Raw genomic sequence first — 14,564 nt, forward strand, 5'->3', positions numbered from 1 at the left:
AAACAACACCGCCTCCTCTCCCCGCCGCCGGGGCCGCCCCCCCCCCCCACCCCGCCCCCCCCCCGGGCCGGGGTCGGGGTTACTCGCCGGGGTGGGCGAGCGTGACGTCGTGGTCGTCGGCGCCGGTGCCGGTGACCGTCAGCGCGGTCGCCACCGGCGGGTAGCCGGTCGCGATCACCGTGTACTCGCCGCTGTCGAGGTCGGTGAAGGCGTACGCCCCGTCCGACCCGGTGGTGGCGGAGCCGACCACGTTGCCCGCCGCGTCGACCAGCGTCACGCGGGCGTCCGCGAGGGGGCCGTGCGGGGCGCGGATCACGCCCTGTACGCGGGCCCCGGCGTCCAGGTCGATCTCGACCCGGGTGACCCCGGTGCCGCCGACCTCGACGGGCAGGGCGCGCGGCCGGTATCCGGCGGCGTTCACCGCGACGGTCACCGGACCGGGCACCAGCTCGGCGAAGCCGAACTCGCCGTGCTCCCCGGTGGCCGCGCCGGCCAGCAGATCGCCGCGCACATCGGTGACGACGACCATCGCGTCCTTCACCGGCAGCGCGCCGTCGGCGGCCCGGACCACACCGCTCAGTCCGCTGGTGCCGCTGAGCAGGATGTCGTACGCCACCGGCTCGTCGTTCACGATGATCGTGGAGGCCTGCGGCTGGAAGCCGTCGGCGGAGGCGATCAGGACGTACGAGCCCGCGCTCGGCGCGTCCAGCGCGTAGGAGCCGTCGGCCTGGGTGACGGAGCGGCCCAGCTGGCGCCCGGAGAGCGAGATCAGCGTGACCGCGGCCTGCGGGACGGGTGCGCTCTCGGCGCCGCGGACCTGGCCGCGGACCGGGATGCCGCCGCCGGTGGACTCGGCCGGGGCGGCCACCGTGGCGACGGCGGCGAGCGGCTGGGTGCCCTCGGGGCCGGCGGTGGCGGTGGCGGTGGTGGCCCGGGCCGGCACCGACGTGTCGGCGGCCGGGGCGCCGGCCTGAGCCGCGGCGTCGGCCTCGGCGGCCTGGGCCAGGGCGCCGGTCGACCGCAGCGGGACCTCCTTGATGAACAGGGTCACGAGGAAGGCGAGCAGGGCGATCGGGGCGACGTACAGGAAGATGTCGGCGATGCCGTGGCCGTAGGCGCTCTCCAGCCAGGTGCGGATGCCCTCGGGGAGCAGGTCCATGTCGGGGATGGCGCCGCTGCCGGAGGCCTGGGCGGCCGCCGCCTGCTCCTGCGGGCTGAGCTGGCCGATGGTGTCCGACGCGTAGTGGGTGATGCGGCTGGACATCACGGAGCCGAGCACCGAGACGCCGACCGCACCGCCGAGGGACCGGAAGAAGGTCACCACGGAGGACGCGGCACCGAGGTCGCTCGGGGCCACCTGGTTCTGGGTGCAGAGCACGAGGTTCTGCATCATCATGCCGACGCTGAGACCCATCAGCGCCATGAAGATCGCGATGTGCCAGTACGGGGTGTCGTAGCGCATGGTGCCGAGCAGGCCGAGGCCCGCCGTCAGCAGCACGCCGCCCGCCAGCAGCCAGGCCTTCCACTTGCCGGTCTTGGTGATGATCTGGCCGGAGACCGTCGACGACACGAACAGGCCGCCGATCATCGGGATGGTCATGACGCCGGACATCGTCGGCGACTTGTCGCGGGCCAGCTGGAAGTACTGGCTGAAGTAGACGGTGCCGGCGAACATCGCGATACCGACGAACAGCGAGGCCAGCGAGGCCAGCGTGATGGTGCGGTTCCTGAACAGGCGCAGCGGGATGATCGGCTCGGCGGCCTTGGTCTCGACGAACAGGAAGACCAGCGTCAGCACGATCGCGCCGCCGACCATGACACCGGTCTGCCAGGACATCCAGTCGTACTTGTCGTCGGCGAAGGTCACCCAGACGAGCAGCAGGCAGACGGCGGCGGTGACGAAGAAGGCGCCGGCCCAGTCGACCTTGACCTTCCGCTTGACGACCGGCAGGTGCAGCGTCTTCTGCAGCACCACCAGCGCGATCAGCGCGAACGGCACACCGACGTAGAGGCACCAGCGCCAGCCGAGCCAGTCGGTGTCGGTGATGACACCGCCGAGCAGCGGGCCGCCGACGGTCGCGACCGCGAACGTCGCACCGAGGTAGCCGGAGTAGCGGCCACGCTCACGCGGGGAGATCATCGCGGCCATGATGATCTGCGCCAGGGCGGACAGACCGCCGGCGCCCAGACCCTGCACGGCCCGCGCGGTGATCAGCATCGCCGGGTTCTGCGACAGACCGGCGATCACCGAGCCGACGACGTAGACCAGCAGGGCTATCTGGACGAGCGCCTTCTTGCTGACCAGGTCGGCGAGCTTGCCCCACAGCGGGGTGGAGGCCGTCATCGCCAGCAGCGAGGAGGTGACGACCCAGGTGTAGGCGCTCTGGCCGCCGCCGAGGTCGGAGACGATCTCCGGCAGGGCGTTGGTGACGATCGTCGAGGACAGGATGGCGGCGAACATGCCGAGCAGCAGCCCGGAGAGCGCCTCCATGATCTGCCGGTGGGTCATCGAGGCGCCGCCGGGGGAGTGCGCTCCTCCCCCGTGCTTGGCGTGGGCCCGCACACCGGCTGGTGTGGTCGTTGCCATGGGCTTCCTTTGCTTACGTCGTTGATGCGGGTGTACGGGTGGTGCGTGCCGGGTGCTCGGCCTCCGGCGGTGCCGGGGGGCGCGGTGGCCGCTGCGGTGCGGCACGGCAGTCGTCGAAGCTGGCCCGCAGCCGGGCCATGAGCCCGATGAGCCGGCCGACGTCCTCGTCGGACCAGTCGCTCAGCCGTTCGGCGAGCAGCCGGGTGGTCCGCTCGGACAGTTCGTCCAACCGGGTCTCGCCGGCCGGACTGAGGTGCAGGATGCGGGAGCGCTTGTCGGCCGGGTCGGGGGAGCGCTCGATCCAGCCGCGCTCGGCGAGATGGGCGACATGGCGGCTGGTCACCGACATGTCCACGCTCAGCAGCTCGGCGAGCCTGCTCATCCGCATGTCGCCGTGCCGGCCGAGCAGCGTCAGCACGGCGGCGGAGCCGGCGGGGCAGTCGGGCGGCAGGATCCGTCCCATCTCCCGCTTCACGGCTCCGAAGGCACTGAACTGACGCACGAGCTCCTCGTACTGCGCCTGCTCGGCCATAGGGCATCTCCCGGGTTCTTTGTTGCTTAGGGCAACCATAGGAATGGATGGTTGCCGCAGGCAAACGAAAACGGGCATGCGGGGCATAAAAACTTGGCAAAGGCAAGTATTGGCGGTCGTAAAGGCGCAGGTGGCGGCGGGAAGGGCGGTCCTGATGGCCCTGCGGCGGTGCCCGAGCACCGGCCCCGCGGACCCGGCCTTGGGCTTGCCCGGTCTCTTCGCTAGGGTCTCGCGCATGGCCAACACCCAGAACCCGCAGGGCAATCACGACCCCGCAGGCAGCACCCAGATGTTCCGCGCGTTCGTCGACGAGGCGCCCCCGGCCCAGCAGCAGGCGTCCGCCCCGGCGGGCCCCCGTATCGGCCTGATCGTCGGAGTCGTCGTCGCCGTGGCGATCGTCGCCGCGGTCGCCTGGCTGGCGCTGAAGTAAGCACCGGCCGCGCCGTCGTGACGGCGCCCGGACACACGACGGCCGCCGACGCAGCCTTCACGGCGCCTCGGCGGCCACGAGTCCGGTTCGTGTGAGCGACGCCCGACCCGGTGCGGCCGGACGATCGGCCCGGCGTCAGTCGGACGCGTCAGTCGGACGCGTCAGTCGGACGCGTCAGTCGGAGATGAGCCCCTCCCGCAGCTGCGCCAGGGTCCGGGTCAGCAGCCGGGAGACATGCATCTGGGAGATGCCGACCTCCTCGCCGATCTGCGACTGGGTCATGTTGGCGAAGAAGCGCAGCATGATGATGCGGCGCTCGCGCGGCGGCAGCTTGGCGAGGAGGGGCTTCAGGGACTCGCGGTACTCCACGCCCTCCAGCGCCGAGTCCTCGTACCCGAGCCGGTCCGCCAGCGAGCCCTCGCCGCCGTCGTCCTCGGGGGCCGGCGAGTCCAGCGAGGACGCGGTGTACGCGTTGCCGACCGCGAGGCCGTCGACCACGTCCTCCTCGGACACGCCCAGCACGGTGGCGAGTTCGCCGACCGTCGGGGAGCGGTCCAGCTTCTGGGACAGCTCGTCGCTGGCCTTCGTCAGCGCGAGCCGCAGCTCCTGGAGGCGGCGCGGCACGCGCACCGACCACGAGGTGTCCCGGAAGAACCGCTTGATCTCACCGACCACCGTCGGCATCGCGAAGGTCGGGAACTCCACGCCGCGTTCGCAGTCGAACCGGTCGATGGCCTTGATCAGGCCGATGGTGCCGACCTGGACGATGTCCTCCATCGGCTCGTTGCGGGAGCGGAACCGGGCGGCCGCGTAGCGCACGAGGGGGAGGTTGAGCTCGATCAGGGTGTCCCGGACGTAGGCACGCTCGGGGCTGTCCTCGTCGAGTGCGGCGAGCCGCAGGAACAGGGAGCGGGACAGGGTGCGGGTGTCGATGTCCCCGGAGGCCGGTACCACCGGTACCTCTGCCGCGGGGAGGGCCGGCGCGGCCTCGATGGCCGTGACGTCGTCGAGCACGTCGGGCTCGACGGTCGCTGCCTCGCTCTTCGTGAGCGTGAGCACCTTCGAGCTGCCCTGGTCTGCGGACATGCCACCCCCTTTGGGTCGCGGGACGGTACGGCGGACGCTCCCACCGAGGAACGCAGCCTTCACCTGAATACCGGAGCCGAGGCACCGGCAAACGCGCTTTCCGCAGAATGTCACATGTCGGCAACACGCTGTAGTGACATGTCGACATGCAAGATGCGAATCCGCCCTGGAAACAAGGGGTCTGACGGGCTTTCGCCGCGATTCCACCGGCAAGAGCCCAGGTGAGCGATTCGCTCGCAACGGTGACCGGTAGATCAGGTTTTCGGTTGTGCGCCGGTTCGATTCAGCGGTCCCGCAAACGGCTCCGTACGGGTGTTCACGCCTCGATCCGGTTCGCCGACCGCAGCCGCTGGAAGCTGCGCGCCAGCAGCCGGGAGACATGCATCTGGGAGACGCCGAGCTCGGCGCTGATCTGGGACTGGGTCAGATTGCTGTAGTAGCGCAGCAGCAGGATCCGCTGCTCGCGCTCGGGCAGTTGCACCAGCAAGTGCCGGACGAGATCGCGGTGCTCCACGCCGTCCAGCGCGGGATCCTCGTAGCCGAGCCGGTCGAGCAGGCCGGGCAGCCCGTCGCCCTCCTGGGCCGCCTCCAGCGAGGTGGCGTGGTACGACCGCCCGGCCTCGATGCAGGACAGCACCTCCTCCTCGGTGATCCGCAGCCGCTCGGCGATCTCGGCGGTGGTCGGGGAGCGCCCGAAGGCGGTGGTGAGGTCCTCGGTCGCGCTGTTGACCTGCACCCACAGCTCGTGCAGCCGGCGCGGTACGTGGACGGTGCGCACGTTGTCGCGGAAGTAGCGCTTGATCTCGCCGACCACGGTCGGCATCGCGAAGGTCGGGAACTGCACGCCCCGGTTCGGGTCGAAGCGGTCGATGGCGTTGATCAGTCCGATGGTGCCAACCTGGACGACGTCCTCCATCGGCTCGTTGCGGGAGCGGAAACGGGCGGCCGCGTAGCGCACCAGCGGCAGGTTGGCCTCGATCAGCGCCCCGCGCACCCGGTCGTGCTCCGGCGTGCCCGGCTGGAGCTCCTTGAGCTGGGCGAAGAGCACCTGGGTGAGGGCCCGGGTGTCGGCACCGCGGCTGCGCGGTGCGGCTGCTTCCTGGGGCGGCGCAGTACTGGCCGACACGGTCAACGCCACCTCTTCATCCGTCAACTCACCCGTCAACTCATCCGTCAACCAATCCGTCAAAAGCGGTCATAGCATCACAAGACATGTGCACTGTGTGCAAGCACCCCATAACCCCGTGTTGAGGGATGAGTTGAGGCGTAAGTGCACGAAAGCCCCCCGCCGTTCCGGCGGAGGGCTCGGGCGCGCGGGGGCGCGGGGGCTCAGTACTCGTAGTCCGCGATCACCCAGGTGGCGAACTCCTTCCAGAGCGCCACCCCCGCCTGGTGCTCCGGGTGCTCCACGTACCGGCGCAGCGCGTCGGCGTCGTCGAAGCCCGAGTTGATGGCGAAGTCGTAGGCGATGGGGCGGTCGCTGAGGTTCCAGCCCAGCTCCCAGAAGCGGATCTCGTCGATCTTGCCGTCGAGCGCGCGGAACGCCTCGACGCCCTTCACCACGCGCGGGTCGTCGCGGTCGACGCCCTCGTTCAGCTTGAAGAGGACCAGGTGGCGGATCATCACTTTCCTCCGTTGGCGACCCACGTCGCGAAGTCGCCGAGGGCCTTGGCCGCGTCCGATATGCCCTCGAAGCCTATCTGGACGTAGTCGGCGGCCTTGGCCGGGTCGGTGATGATCACGTACAGCACGAAGACCACGACCAGATAGACGGCGATCTTCTTGGCGTTCACCGCCACCACGGCCTCCCCTGTGCCCGTCCACGCCCCGAGGGGCCCTTTGCTGACGGCGGTGAGTGTAACTGCCACCTCAGTGCTCACATCTTATTTAAGGGTCAACGGTCTGCGTGCGCGAGCAGGTCCGTGCCGGGGGAGACGGCGATCCGCTTACGCCTTGCCCCGGCCTCGGTCGCTGCCTGAACGCGCAAGGGCCTCAAATGGCAACTGGGTGCTGCGATCGGTGGCTCGTCTCCTGTGGACAGGAGACGAGCCACCGATCACTGGATGGTGACGGTGACAGGCGCGGTTGGTGCACGCGACGCTGAAAGCGCGCAGAGGTGCACTCAGCTCGAAGCCGTCCAGTCAGGCTGGTTGCGTGAACTGGACATGGTAGGGCTGCGCCCTGTGCTGAGTCGGCTCGTTGTGCCGGTCGGCCACCTGCTGTGCCTGGAATTGGTTGAGCCGTATGTCGTCTTCGACGAAGTGCCGCTCTTGAGGGCACCACACGGCCCAGAAGTCGGATGCCCCTTCGGAAAAAGCGCCGCCGAAAGTCAGTTGAACGAGTTCTTCGTTGGGGTTGTCCATGAGAGATCGTCCTCCACCACGCGGTGTGTGATCCCGAAACAGTCGCACGCACGTCGCGGCCTATGGTCCGACTCATCACGTCCCGCGCGCTCGTGATGCTCATCTACCAGCCTGGTCGTCCAGGGCACGAGGCGCAAATCAGTGTTCAGCGCGTGGACCGGCGCTCTGATCGGGGCGGTTCATCGAACAAGACAGGGAGGCGGGGGTGTGAGTGACACCAGCCGTGCTCTGCCTTGCCCAGGTGAGACAAACTGAGACGGAAACCGAAGGGGCGCCCGGTTCGATGAACCGGGCGCCCCTTCTACCTGCGGTAGCGGAGGGATTTGAACCCTCGGTGACTTGCGCCACACTCGCTTTCGAGGCGAGCTCCTTCGGCCGCTCGGACACGCTACCGAGAGAGACCTTACAACACGGTGGCCCGTGGTCCGAAATCCGTTTCCCCGTGCCTCCCGGCGCACCGGAGCTCAGCGGGCGCGGAAGAAGTCCGTCAGAAGCCGGGCGCACTCGTCGGCGAGCACGCCCTCGATCACCTCGGGACGGTGGTTGAGCCGGCGGTCGCGGACGACGTCCCAGAGGGAGCCGGCCGCGCCCGCCTTGTCGTCGCGGGCGCCGTAGACGACCCGGTCCACCCGGGACTGCACGAGGGCGCCCGCGCACATCGTGCAGGGCTCCAGCGTGACCACCAGGGTGCAGTCGGACAGCCGCCACTCGCCGAGCCGCTCGGCGGCCCGGCGGATCGCCAGCACCTCCGCGTGCGCGGTCGGGTCGCCGGTCGCCTCGCGCTCGTTGTGGCCGGCCGCGAGGACCGTGGTGCCGTCCGGCGCGAGCACGACCGCGCCGACCGGGACGTCACCGCCCCGGGCGGCCTGCCGGGCCTCTTCCAGGGCGAGCCGCATCGCGGCCCGCCAGCGGTCACGCACCGGGTCCGGAGCGGAGCCGGTGCCGGGCGGGGTGGTCAGCGCACCGCCTCCAGGACGTCCGCGGCGCCGAGGGAGTCGGCGATCGTGTTGACCGCGTCGCCCTCCAGGGTCAGCAGCTCCTTGGCGTCGATCCCCAGGTCGTCCAGGAGACCGGCGTCGCCGACCGGGCCGTGCGGCACGGAATCGGCGGAGCCGGCGGCCTCGGCCGGGTCGTCGGCGTCCTCGTCCTCCGACTCACCGTCCTCCGTGCCGTCGAGGTCGAGGGAGTCCAGGTCGGCGTCGTCGTCGCCGGGCTCCCTGCCGAGCAGTTCGTCGGTGAGCAGGATCTCGCCGTAGCTGCTGCGGGCAGCGGCGGCGGCGTCCGAGACGTAGATCCGGGGGTCGTCCTCGCCGTCGACCCGGACGACGCCGAACCAGGCGTCCTCCTGTTCGATCAGGACGAGCACCGTGTCCTCGTCGGGAGAGGCTTCCCGGGCCAGGTCGGCCAGATCCGACAGGGTTTCCACATCGTCGAGCTCTGTGTCGCTCGCTTCCCACCCGTCTTCGGTGCGCGCGAGCAGTGCGGCGAAGTACACCGTGACTCTCCCACTGGTCTTAGGCGTGCCGGTTGGGGGTCCCCCCGGCGGAGGTTACGGGCGGGGAGTCGAGGGCTCCGAGCCCCACCCACTCGGAATCGTGGCAGAAACAAGGCGTTCAGGGGACGTCTTCGGCTCCCTGTGTCCTGCTGTTTTGATCGCGCGTCCGCGAACGACTCACCAGCAGACTCGTTGCCACCACCTGCGGATCGTACGCGGCTTTCGACGGCGTTCACGCATGCCCACCCCCACAACGCCCGTACCGCGCGCGGATCTTCCCGCGAATCCCGGACCCGGCCGCCTACCAGCGGAACGTTCGCATACGCATCGCGTGGCGCAGCCGGGCCGCCTTCGCGCGGCGGGGCTGGACGCGATCACGAAGTTCCCGGGCCTCGGCGAGTTCTCGCAGGAACCGCGCCCGCCGTCGGCGGCGTTCGGTGTCGGTCTCCGGGCGGGACTCGGCGTTCGCCGGGTCGTGCTCGGGCAGGTCCGGCAACTCGGGCACAGGCACACCTCCCCATCCGTCCCTCCACTTTCCCCCGGACGGCGGGTTTGACGCCACCGTCCGACGAGCGGAAAGGCCTGGCAGGCGCGGTTACTGTTGAGGCATGCGTCTCCACGTCGTCGACCACCCCCTGGTCGCCCACAAGCTCACCACGCTGCGCGATCAGCGCACCGACTCCGCGACCTTCCGCCGTCTCGCCGACGAGCTGGTCACCCTGCTCGCCTACGAGGCGACCCGTGATGTGCGCACCGAGCAGGTCGACATCCAGACGCCGGTCGAGCGGACCACCGGCGTGAAGCTGTCCCACCCGCGCCCGCTGGTGGTGCCGATCCTGCGCGCCGGGCTCGGCATGCTGGACGGCATGGTCCGGCTGCTGCCGACCGCCGAGGTGGGCTTCCTCGGCATGATCCGCAACGAGGAGACGCTGGAGGCCTCCACGTACGCCACCCGGATGCCGGAGGACCTCTCCGGCCGCCAGGTGTACGTCCTCGACCCGATGCTGGCCACCGGTGGCACGCTGGTCGCGGCGATCCAGGAGCTGATCAAGCGCGGCGCGGACGATGTCACCGCCGTGGTGCTGCTGGCCGCCCCGGAGGGCGTCGAGGTCATGGAGCGCGCCCTGGCCGGCACGCCGGTGACGGTGGTGACCGCCTCGGTCGACGAGCGCCTCAACGAGCACGGCTACATCGTGCCGGGCCTCGGCGACGCGGGCGACCGCATGTACGGCTCGGCGGAGTAAGGCTCCACCGGTTCGCGACGTTCCGCGGGCGCCCCGGCCGGCCGAGGGCGCCTCGGCCCACCGGCCCCCTGGCTCTCGGGTCAGCAGGTCTTCTTCGACGCGCTCGGTGCCGGTTCCGGGGCGGTCAGGGCGGCCAGGGCCTTGTCGGCGGCCGGCTTCGCCGCCAGTTCCTTGAAGGCGTCGCCCAGGACGAGGTCCAGGGTGGCGCCCTCGCGTGCCGCGTCGGTACGGCGTTCGGCGGCCGGGAGCTGGGTGGCGAGCACCGGCAGCGAGGTGTTCAGCGAGGTGGCCGGGCCGAGCACCATCCCGGCACCCTTGACCTTCTTGTCGTACTCCTTCGGCGCGTTGCCCACGTCGCCGATGCGGAAGCCGCGCTTCTTCAGCTCGTCCGCGGTCTTCTTGGCGAGGCCGGTGCGGGTGGTCGCGTTGAGCACGTTGACGGTGATCGTGCCGGGCTCGGGCAGGTCTGCCGCCGCCCGGGAAGCGCCCGGCGACGGGCTCGCCCCGGTGGCGCAGCCGACCTTGGCGCCGGCCGCCGAGGCCTTGTCGCCGCCGGTGAAGACGTCGACGAGCTGGAGCGTGCCCCAGCCGAGCAGGCCGAGGCCGGCGGCGGAGGCGGTGACGAGCAGCACGAGCCTGCCGCGCCGGCGCGGTCGGCGCATCCGCGGGTACTTGTCCCCCGTGATCCGGTACTGGCCGCCCATGCCGGGAGGAGTCAGCATGCTCATGGGCGCAGCGTAGTGCTCCCGGGCGGCGATGCCTACTAGATGATCATTCGACGCGGCGCGCGAAAATATGAAAGAACCCGAAAGGGCCAAGCACGGGCCCGGCGGGCGGGTCAGTCCAGTTCGAGCACGCGGGCGTGCAGCACCTGGCGCTGCTGGAGGGCCGCGCGCACCGCGCGGTGCAGACCGTCCTCCAGATAGAGGTCGCCCTGCCACTTCACGACATGCGCGAAGAGGTCGCCGTAGAAGGTGGAGTCCTCGGCGAGCAGCGTCTCCAGGTCGAGCTGCTGCTTGGTCGTCACGAGCTGATCGAGGCGGACCGGGCGCGGCGCGACGTCCGCCCACTGCCGGGTGCTTTCCCGGCCGTGGTCGGGGTACGGCCGGCCGTTTCCGATGCGCTTGAAGATCACACGGAAAGCCTACCGGGCCAGACGTTCCGGGCGCAGCCATGAAGAGCGAGTGCGACGCTGGAAAAGATGCCGTCAATCGGGGCGAAACGGAAACCGGGTCGAGGGGAGAGAGCTGTCATGGGCGACCGCGAGACCCTGCCCGGCGCCACCGTGCCCGAGGTGCCGCCGACCACCCCCGCCCTCCCGAGCCAGGCCCTGGAGATCGCCTCCGGTTACGCCTTCGCCGGGCCCGCACTCGATCTGGGCGCCCTGCTGTGGGACGGGCGGTGCCTGCCGGACGCGCGGGTGCGGATCCCGCTGGCGATGCTCAACCGGCACGGTCTGGTCGCGGGCGCCACCGGCACCGGCAAGACCAAGACGCTCCAGCTGATCGCCGAGCAGCTGTCGGCGCAGGGCGTGCCGGTGTTCCTCGCCGACGTCAAGGGCGATGTCTCCGGCATCGCGGAACCGGGCGTGGCCGGCGACAAGCTGCGCTCGCGCGCCGCCGAGGTGCGCCAGGAGTGGACGGCGACCGGCTTTCCCGCCGCGTTCTACGCGCTCGGCGGTCTCGGCCACGGCATTCCGGTGCGCGCCACCGTCACCGGCTTCGGCCCGGTGCTGCTGTCGAAGGCGCTCGGCCTGAACCCGGTCCAGGAGCAGTCCCTCGGCCTGGTCTTCCACTACGCGGACGCCAAGGGCCTGGAGCTTCTCGACCTGAAGGACCTCAGGGCGGTCGTCGCCTTCCTCACCTCCGACGAGGGCAGGGCCGAGCTGAGGAGTCTGGGCGGGCTGTCCGCGGCCACCGCCGGGGTGATCCTGCGCTCGCTGACCGCGTTCGAGGCGCAGGGCATGGGCGCCTTCTTCGGGGAGCCGGAGTTCGACACGGCGGAGTTCCTGCGGACGGCGGAGGACGGCCGGGGCGTCGTCTCCGTGCTGGAGCTGCCCGCCGTACAGGACAGGCCGCTGCTGTTCTCCACCTTCCTGATGTGGCTGCTGGCCGATCTGTTCCACGATCTGCCGGAGGTCGGGGACGTCGACCGGCCGAGGCTGGTGTTCTTCTTCGACGAGGCGCACCTGCTCTTCCACGACGCGTCCGAGGCGTTCCTGGAGTCGATCACGCGGACCGTGCGGCTCATCCGCTCCAAGGGCGTCGGGGTGTTCTTCGTGACCCAGACCCCGAAGGACGTCCCCGCCGATGTCCTCGCCCAGCTCGGCAACCGGGTCCAGCACGCCCTGCGCGCCTTCACACCGGACGACGAGAAGGCGCTGCGGGCCACGGTGCGCACCTTCCCGCACTCCGCCTACGACCTGGAGGAGCTGCTGACCGGGCTGGGCACCGGGGAGGCCGTGGTGACGGTGCTGAGCGAGCGGGGAGCGCCGACGCCGGTGGCCGCGACCCGGCTGCGCGCCCCGGAGTCCCTGATGGGCCCGGTCGATCCGGCCGTCCTGGAGCGGGCGGTGACGTCCTCGCCGCTGTTCGAGCGCTATGCACAGGCTGTGGACAGGGAGTCGGCGTACGAGAGGCTGGAGCGCAGGCGCGAGCCGGAACCGGCCCCGGAACGGGCACCCGGCCACGGGCGGGACGGGCGGCGGGACCGGCAGGGCGGTGAGGGGCGGGACGAGTCCGTCGTGGAGCAGGTCGTCGGCAGCGCCGTGTTCCGGTCCCTGGCCCGCTCCGTCGGCACCGGCATCGGCCGCGAGATCACCCGCTCCCTCTTCGGCACGGCCCGGCGGAGGCGCTAGCGCCGACCGGGCCGTACCGGCGACTCAGCGGCCCGTGTTCTTCATCGACGGCTGCTGCGGCCTGGTCTTCTGCGTTTCCGGCTTGGGCGCGCTGCGCGCCGCCTCCGCGCGCAGCAGGGCGCGCAGCACCGCGTAGGGATCGGTGGGCATGGTGGTGCTCCTTGTGTCGTGGTTCGCGTGCTGACCTGGGGGAGAAGGTCCGGTCAGCAGCGCAGGACCACGTACCGCGGAGCGGGCGGGAGGTAGGGCGGGGCCGGCAGGGGTCCGGTGGTGGCGGCCACGGGTGCGCCGGGCGCCGGTGCGGCCGGCCGCACCGGCCGGTGCCGTACGACGGCTCGCTGGGCCGTCCGTGTCATCGGCCGCAGGGCCGCCTCGGTCAGGTCGGCCTCGGCCGCCTCTCCGGCGACGACCGGAGTCCCGGCGGCCTCGATGTGCGCGCCCGGTATCAGCAGGGCGAGCAGCAGGACGCACACCCGCAGCCAGGTCCGGCTGCGCGGAAGGCTCGGTGCGGCACTCACGGAAGACGTCTCCCCGACGGGCGTGTGCCGTTCATCGCGCGGGCCGTGAGATCCGCCCGCTCGGCGTACGGACGGCGGTGGTCACAGTTCGCGCGGGATCCGCCGCGCCCGGCCCCGGACGCGTACGGCGGTGATGATCTCGACGATGCCGACGGCGAGCAGCCAGCAGCCGCCGACGACGGTCAGCACGGCGACCGATTCGAACGGCGAGACGATCAGCACGATCCCGGCGAGCAGGGTGACGACGCCGAGGAGGATCTGCCAGCCCCGCGCGGGCACGCCCGGGTCGGAGGCGGCGGCCAGGGTCTGCGAGACGCCCCGGAACAGCCAGCCGATGCCGATCCACAGGGCGAGCAGCAGGGTGGACTGGAGGGGCCCGCGGAAGCAGAACAGGCCCAGCAGGATCGACACCGTGCCGCTGACGAAGGCGAGCACGCGCAGCGCGGTCGTCTTGTGCGTGCCGAACGCGGAGATCAGCTGGAAGACACCGCTGAGCAGCAGGTAGAGACCGAACAGGACGCCGGCGGCGCGCAGTGAGGCGCCCGGCCAGACCAGTACCAGGACGCCCAGGACCAGTGACGCGACACCGGTGAGCAGCACGATCTGCCAGGCGGCGCGGGACAGGGCGTGCAGGGGGCCCTCGAAGGGCGGCTCTGGCTCGTGGCCGGCCGCGGGGGGTCTGGTGGGCCGGGTGTGGTGGACCTTGCGGTCGTCGTACTCGGGTCCCCACGGGGAGCCCGTCGGTGCCTCGCTCATGGTCCATGCTTGGACCCTGGCAAGGCCGCCCGCCACCGGGCGCGGGCCACCCGGATGACCCCCGGGCCGGGGTTACTTCCCGGCCGCCTTGGCGGCCTTCGCCGCCGCCTTCGCCTCCTGCTTGTGCGCCCGCACCTTGGCCAGCGAATCCGGCGAGGTGATGTCGGCGACGGAGCGGAAGGACCCGGGCTGCCCGTAGTCACCGGCGGCCTCCCGCCATCCCTCGGGCCGCACGCCGAGCTGCTTGCCGAGCAGGGCGAGGAAGATCTGGGCCTTCTGCTTGCCGAAGCCGGGCAGTTCCTGGAGCCGCTTCAGCAGTTCGGTCCCGCTGCCGGCGTCCTTCCAGACGGCCTCGGCGTCACCGTCGTAGTGCTCGACGAGGTACTGGCACAGCTGCTGGATCCGCTTGGCCATCGAGCCGGGGTAGCGGTGCACGGCCGGCTTCTCGGAGAGCACGGCGGCGAACGCCTCGGGGTCGCGGGCGGCGATCTCGTGGGCGTCCAGGTCGTCGGCGCCCATCCGGTCGGCGATCGTCCGGGGCCCCTTGAACGCCCACTCCATCGGGATCTGCTGGTCGAGCAGCATGCCGACCAGCGCGGCGAGCGGGCTGCGGCCGAGCAGCGCGTCGGCGTCGGGGTCCTGGGCGAGGCGAAGGGTGACGTCCATGGACCGATGATCTCTCGTCCGGTGCCGGGT

19 protein-coding genes and 1 tRNA gene are annotated in these 14,564 nt (G+C 71.1%); 3 read left to right on the forward strand and 17 right to left on the reverse strand.

Features of this window, described 5'->3' with window-relative positions; translation table 11 throughout:
• Nucleotides 1–79: 79 nt before the first annotated feature.
• Both ABT232_RS36920 and ABT232_RS36925 read right to left on the reverse strand, forming a co-directional pair.
• A complete protein-coding gene (locus tag ABT232_RS36920; protein WP_502975537.1) occupies nt 80–2,509 on the reverse strand; it encodes an MFS transporter in 2,430 nt (809 codons plus the stop codon).
• A gap of 91 nt (nt 2,510–2,600) precedes the next feature.
• Nucleotides 2,601–3,119, reverse strand: a complete 519-nt coding sequence (locus ABT232_RS36925) for a MarR family winged helix-turn-helix transcriptional regulator (protein WP_351848793.1) — start codon at nt 3,117–3,119, stop codon at nt 2,601–2,603.
• Nucleotides 3,120–3,354: 235 nt separating this feature from the next.
• Between ABT232_RS36925 and ABT232_RS36930 the strand changes: the two genes are divergently transcribed.
• On the forward strand, nt 3,355–3,549 hold the full coding sequence (locus ABT232_RS36930; protein ID WP_351848795.1) for a hypothetical protein: 195 nt from the start codon (nt 3,355–3,357) through the stop codon (nt 3,547–3,549).
• 174 nt (nt 3,550–3,723) lie between these two features.
• Here ABT232_RS36930 and ABT232_RS36935 read toward each other — a convergent pair whose 3' ends face one another.
• The 9 genes from ABT232_RS36935 to ABT232_RS36975 all read right to left on the reverse strand — a co-directional run bounded on the left by ABT232_RS36935 (nt 3,724) and on the right by ABT232_RS36975 (nt 8,989).
• Nucleotides 3,724–4,635, reverse strand: coding sequence for an RNA polymerase sigma factor SigF (locus tag ABT232_RS36935; RefSeq protein ID WP_351848797.1), 912 nt, complete (start codon nt 4,633–4,635; stop codon nt 3,724–3,726).
• 316 nt (nt 4,636–4,951) lie between these two features.
• A complete protein-coding gene (locus ABT232_RS36940; RefSeq protein WP_351848847.1) occupies nt 4,952–5,800 on the reverse strand; it encodes an RNA polymerase sigma factor SigF in 849 nt (282 codons plus the stop codon).
• Between the two features lie 164 nt (nt 5,801–5,964).
• Nucleotides 5,965–6,258: a Dabb family protein gene (locus ABT232_RS36945; protein WP_351848800.1), complete on the reverse strand. Its 294-nt coding sequence runs from the start codon at nt 6,256–6,258 to the stop codon at nt 5,965–5,967.
• A complete protein-coding gene (locus ABT232_RS36950) occupies nt 6,258–6,503 on the reverse strand; it encodes a hypothetical protein (RefSeq protein ID WP_351848867.1) in 246 nt (81 codons plus the stop codon). The genes ABT232_RS36945 and ABT232_RS36950 overlap by 1 nt, the downstream gene beginning before the upstream one ends.
• A gap of 273 nt (nt 6,504–6,776) precedes the next feature.
• Nucleotides 6,777–6,998, reverse strand: a complete 222-nt coding sequence (locus tag ABT232_RS36955; RefSeq protein WP_351848801.1) for a hypothetical protein — start codon at nt 6,996–6,998, stop codon at nt 6,777–6,779.
• 308 nt (nt 6,999–7,306) lie between these two features.
• A tRNA-Ser gene (locus ABT232_RS36960) sits at nt 7,307–7,391 on the reverse strand.
• A 71-nt stretch (nt 7,392–7,462) separates the two neighbouring features.
• On the reverse strand, nt 7,463–7,894 hold the full coding sequence (gene tadA, locus ABT232_RS36965; RefSeq protein WP_351848850.1) for a tRNA adenosine(34) deaminase TadA: 432 nt from the start codon (nt 7,892–7,894) through the stop codon (nt 7,463–7,465).
• 59 nt (nt 7,895–7,953) lie between these two features.
• The gene (locus ABT232_RS36970; RefSeq protein ID WP_351848804.1) at nt 7,954–8,493 is read right to left on the reverse strand and encodes a tRNA adenosine deaminase-associated protein; all 540 of its coding nucleotides are present in this window, start codon (nt 8,491–8,493) and stop codon (nt 7,954–7,956) included.
• A gap of 301 nt (nt 8,494–8,794) precedes the next feature.
• Nucleotides 8,795–8,989 (reverse strand): hypothetical protein, encoded by a 195-nt coding sequence (locus ABT232_RS36975; protein ID WP_351848853.1) that lies wholly within the window; start codon nt 8,987–8,989, stop codon nt 8,795–8,797.
• A gap of 112 nt (nt 8,990–9,101) precedes the next feature.
• Here ABT232_RS36975 and upp point away from each other — a divergent pair, with 112 nt between their 5' ends.
• A complete protein-coding gene (gene upp, locus ABT232_RS36980; RefSeq protein WP_351848806.1) occupies nt 9,102–9,737 on the forward strand; it encodes a uracil phosphoribosyltransferase in 636 nt (211 codons plus the stop codon).
• Between the two features lie 80 nt (nt 9,738–9,817).
• Here upp and ABT232_RS36985 read toward each other — a convergent pair whose 3' ends face one another.
• The gene (locus ABT232_RS36985; RefSeq protein WP_351848855.1) at nt 9,818–10,441 is read right to left on the reverse strand and encodes a LytR C-terminal domain-containing protein; all 624 of its coding nucleotides are present in this window, start codon (nt 10,439–10,441) and stop codon (nt 9,818–9,820) included.
• 134 nt (nt 10,442–10,575) lie between these two features.
• Nucleotides 10,576–10,872, reverse strand: coding sequence for a type II toxin-antitoxin system VapB family antitoxin (locus ABT232_RS36990; RefSeq protein WP_004943146.1), 297 nt, complete (start codon nt 10,870–10,872; stop codon nt 10,576–10,578).
• Between the two features lie 117 nt (nt 10,873–10,989).
• Here ABT232_RS36990 and ABT232_RS36995 point away from each other — a divergent pair, with 117 nt between their 5' ends.
• Nucleotides 10,990–12,594 (forward strand): helicase HerA-like domain-containing protein, encoded by a 1,605-nt coding sequence (locus ABT232_RS36995; RefSeq protein ID WP_351848809.1) that lies wholly within the window; start codon nt 10,990–10,992, stop codon nt 12,592–12,594.
• A gap of 24 nt (nt 12,595–12,618) precedes the next feature.
• Here ABT232_RS36995 and ABT232_RS37000 read toward each other — a convergent pair whose 3' ends face one another.
• The 4 genes from ABT232_RS37000 to ABT232_RS37015 form a co-directional block, all read right to left on the reverse strand.
• Nucleotides 12,619–12,744, reverse strand: coding sequence for a hypothetical protein (locus ABT232_RS37000; RefSeq protein WP_351848812.1), 126 nt, complete (start codon nt 12,742–12,744; stop codon nt 12,619–12,621).
• Nucleotides 12,745–12,797: 53 nt separating this feature from the next.
• Complete coding sequence (locus tag ABT232_RS37005; RefSeq protein WP_351848815.1) at nt 12,798–13,112, reverse strand: hypothetical protein; 315 nt, start codon at nt 13,110–13,112, stop codon at nt 12,798–12,800.
• An 81-nt stretch (nt 13,113–13,193) separates the two neighbouring features.
• Nucleotides 13,194–13,868 (reverse strand): HdeD family acid-resistance protein, encoded by a 675-nt coding sequence (locus tag ABT232_RS37010; RefSeq protein WP_351848817.1) that lies wholly within the window; start codon nt 13,866–13,868, stop codon nt 13,194–13,196.
• Between the two features lie 72 nt (nt 13,869–13,940).
• A complete protein-coding gene (locus ABT232_RS37015) occupies nt 13,941–14,534 on the reverse strand; it encodes an HhH-GPD-type base excision DNA repair protein (RefSeq protein ID WP_351848820.1) in 594 nt (197 codons plus the stop codon).
• Nucleotides 14,535–14,564: the final 30 nt, after the last annotated feature.

The organism is Streptomyces sp. NPDC001532, assembly GCF_040298625.1.
GTDB lineage: Bacteria > Actinomycetota > Actinomycetes > Streptomycetales > Streptomycetaceae > Streptomyces.

Bases quoted from the DNA above. Each gene is read 5' to 3' on its own strand.
- ABT232_RS36920 (WP_502975537.1), bottom strand. From the start codon at position 2,509: ATGACCCACCGGCAGATCATGGAGGCGCTCTCCGGGCTGCTGCTCGGC.
- ABT232_RS36925 (WP_351848793.1), bottom strand. From the start codon at position 3,119: ATGGCCGAGCAGGCGCAGTACGAGGAGCTCGTGCGTCAGTTCAGTGCC.
- ABT232_RS36930 (WP_351848795.1), top strand. From the start codon at position 3,355: ATGGCCAACACCCAGAACCCGCAGGGCAATCACGACCCCGCAGGCAGC.
- ABT232_RS36935 (WP_351848797.1), bottom strand. From the start codon at position 4,635: ATGTCCGCAGACCAGGGCAGCTCGAAGGTGCTCACGCTCACGAAGAGC.
- ABT232_RS36945 (WP_351848800.1), bottom strand. From the start codon at position 6,258: ATGATCCGCCACCTGGTCCTCTTCAAGCTGAACGAGGGCGTCGACCGC.
- ABT232_RS36955 (WP_351848801.1), bottom strand. From the start codon at position 6,998: ATGGACAACCCCAACGAAGAACTCGTTCAACTGACTTTCGGCGGCGCT.
- tadA (WP_351848850.1), bottom strand. From the start codon at position 7,894: ATGCGGCTCGCCCTGGAAGAGGCCCGGCAGGCCGCCCGGGGCGGTGAC.
- upp (WP_351848806.1), top strand. From the start codon at position 9,102: ATGCGTCTCCACGTCGTCGACCACCCCCTGGTCGCCCACAAGCTCACC.
- ABT232_RS36985 (WP_351848855.1), bottom strand. From the start codon at position 10,441: ATGGGCGGCCAGTACCGGATCACGGGGGACAAGTACCCGCGGATGCGC.
- ABT232_RS36995 (WP_351848809.1), top strand. From the start codon at position 10,990: ATGGGCGACCGCGAGACCCTGCCCGGCGCCACCGTGCCCGAGGTGCCG.
- ABT232_RS37000 (WP_351848812.1), bottom strand. From the start codon at position 12,744: ATGCCCACCGATCCCTACGCGGTGCTGCGCGCCCTGCTGCGCGCGGAG.
- ABT232_RS37010 (WP_351848817.1), bottom strand. From the start codon at position 13,868: ATGAGCGAGGCACCGACGGGCTCCCCGTGGGGACCCGAGTACGACGAC.
- ABT232_RS37015 (WP_351848820.1), bottom strand. From the start codon at position 14,534: ATGGACGTCACCCTTCGCCTCGCCCAGGACCCCGACGCCGACGCGCTG.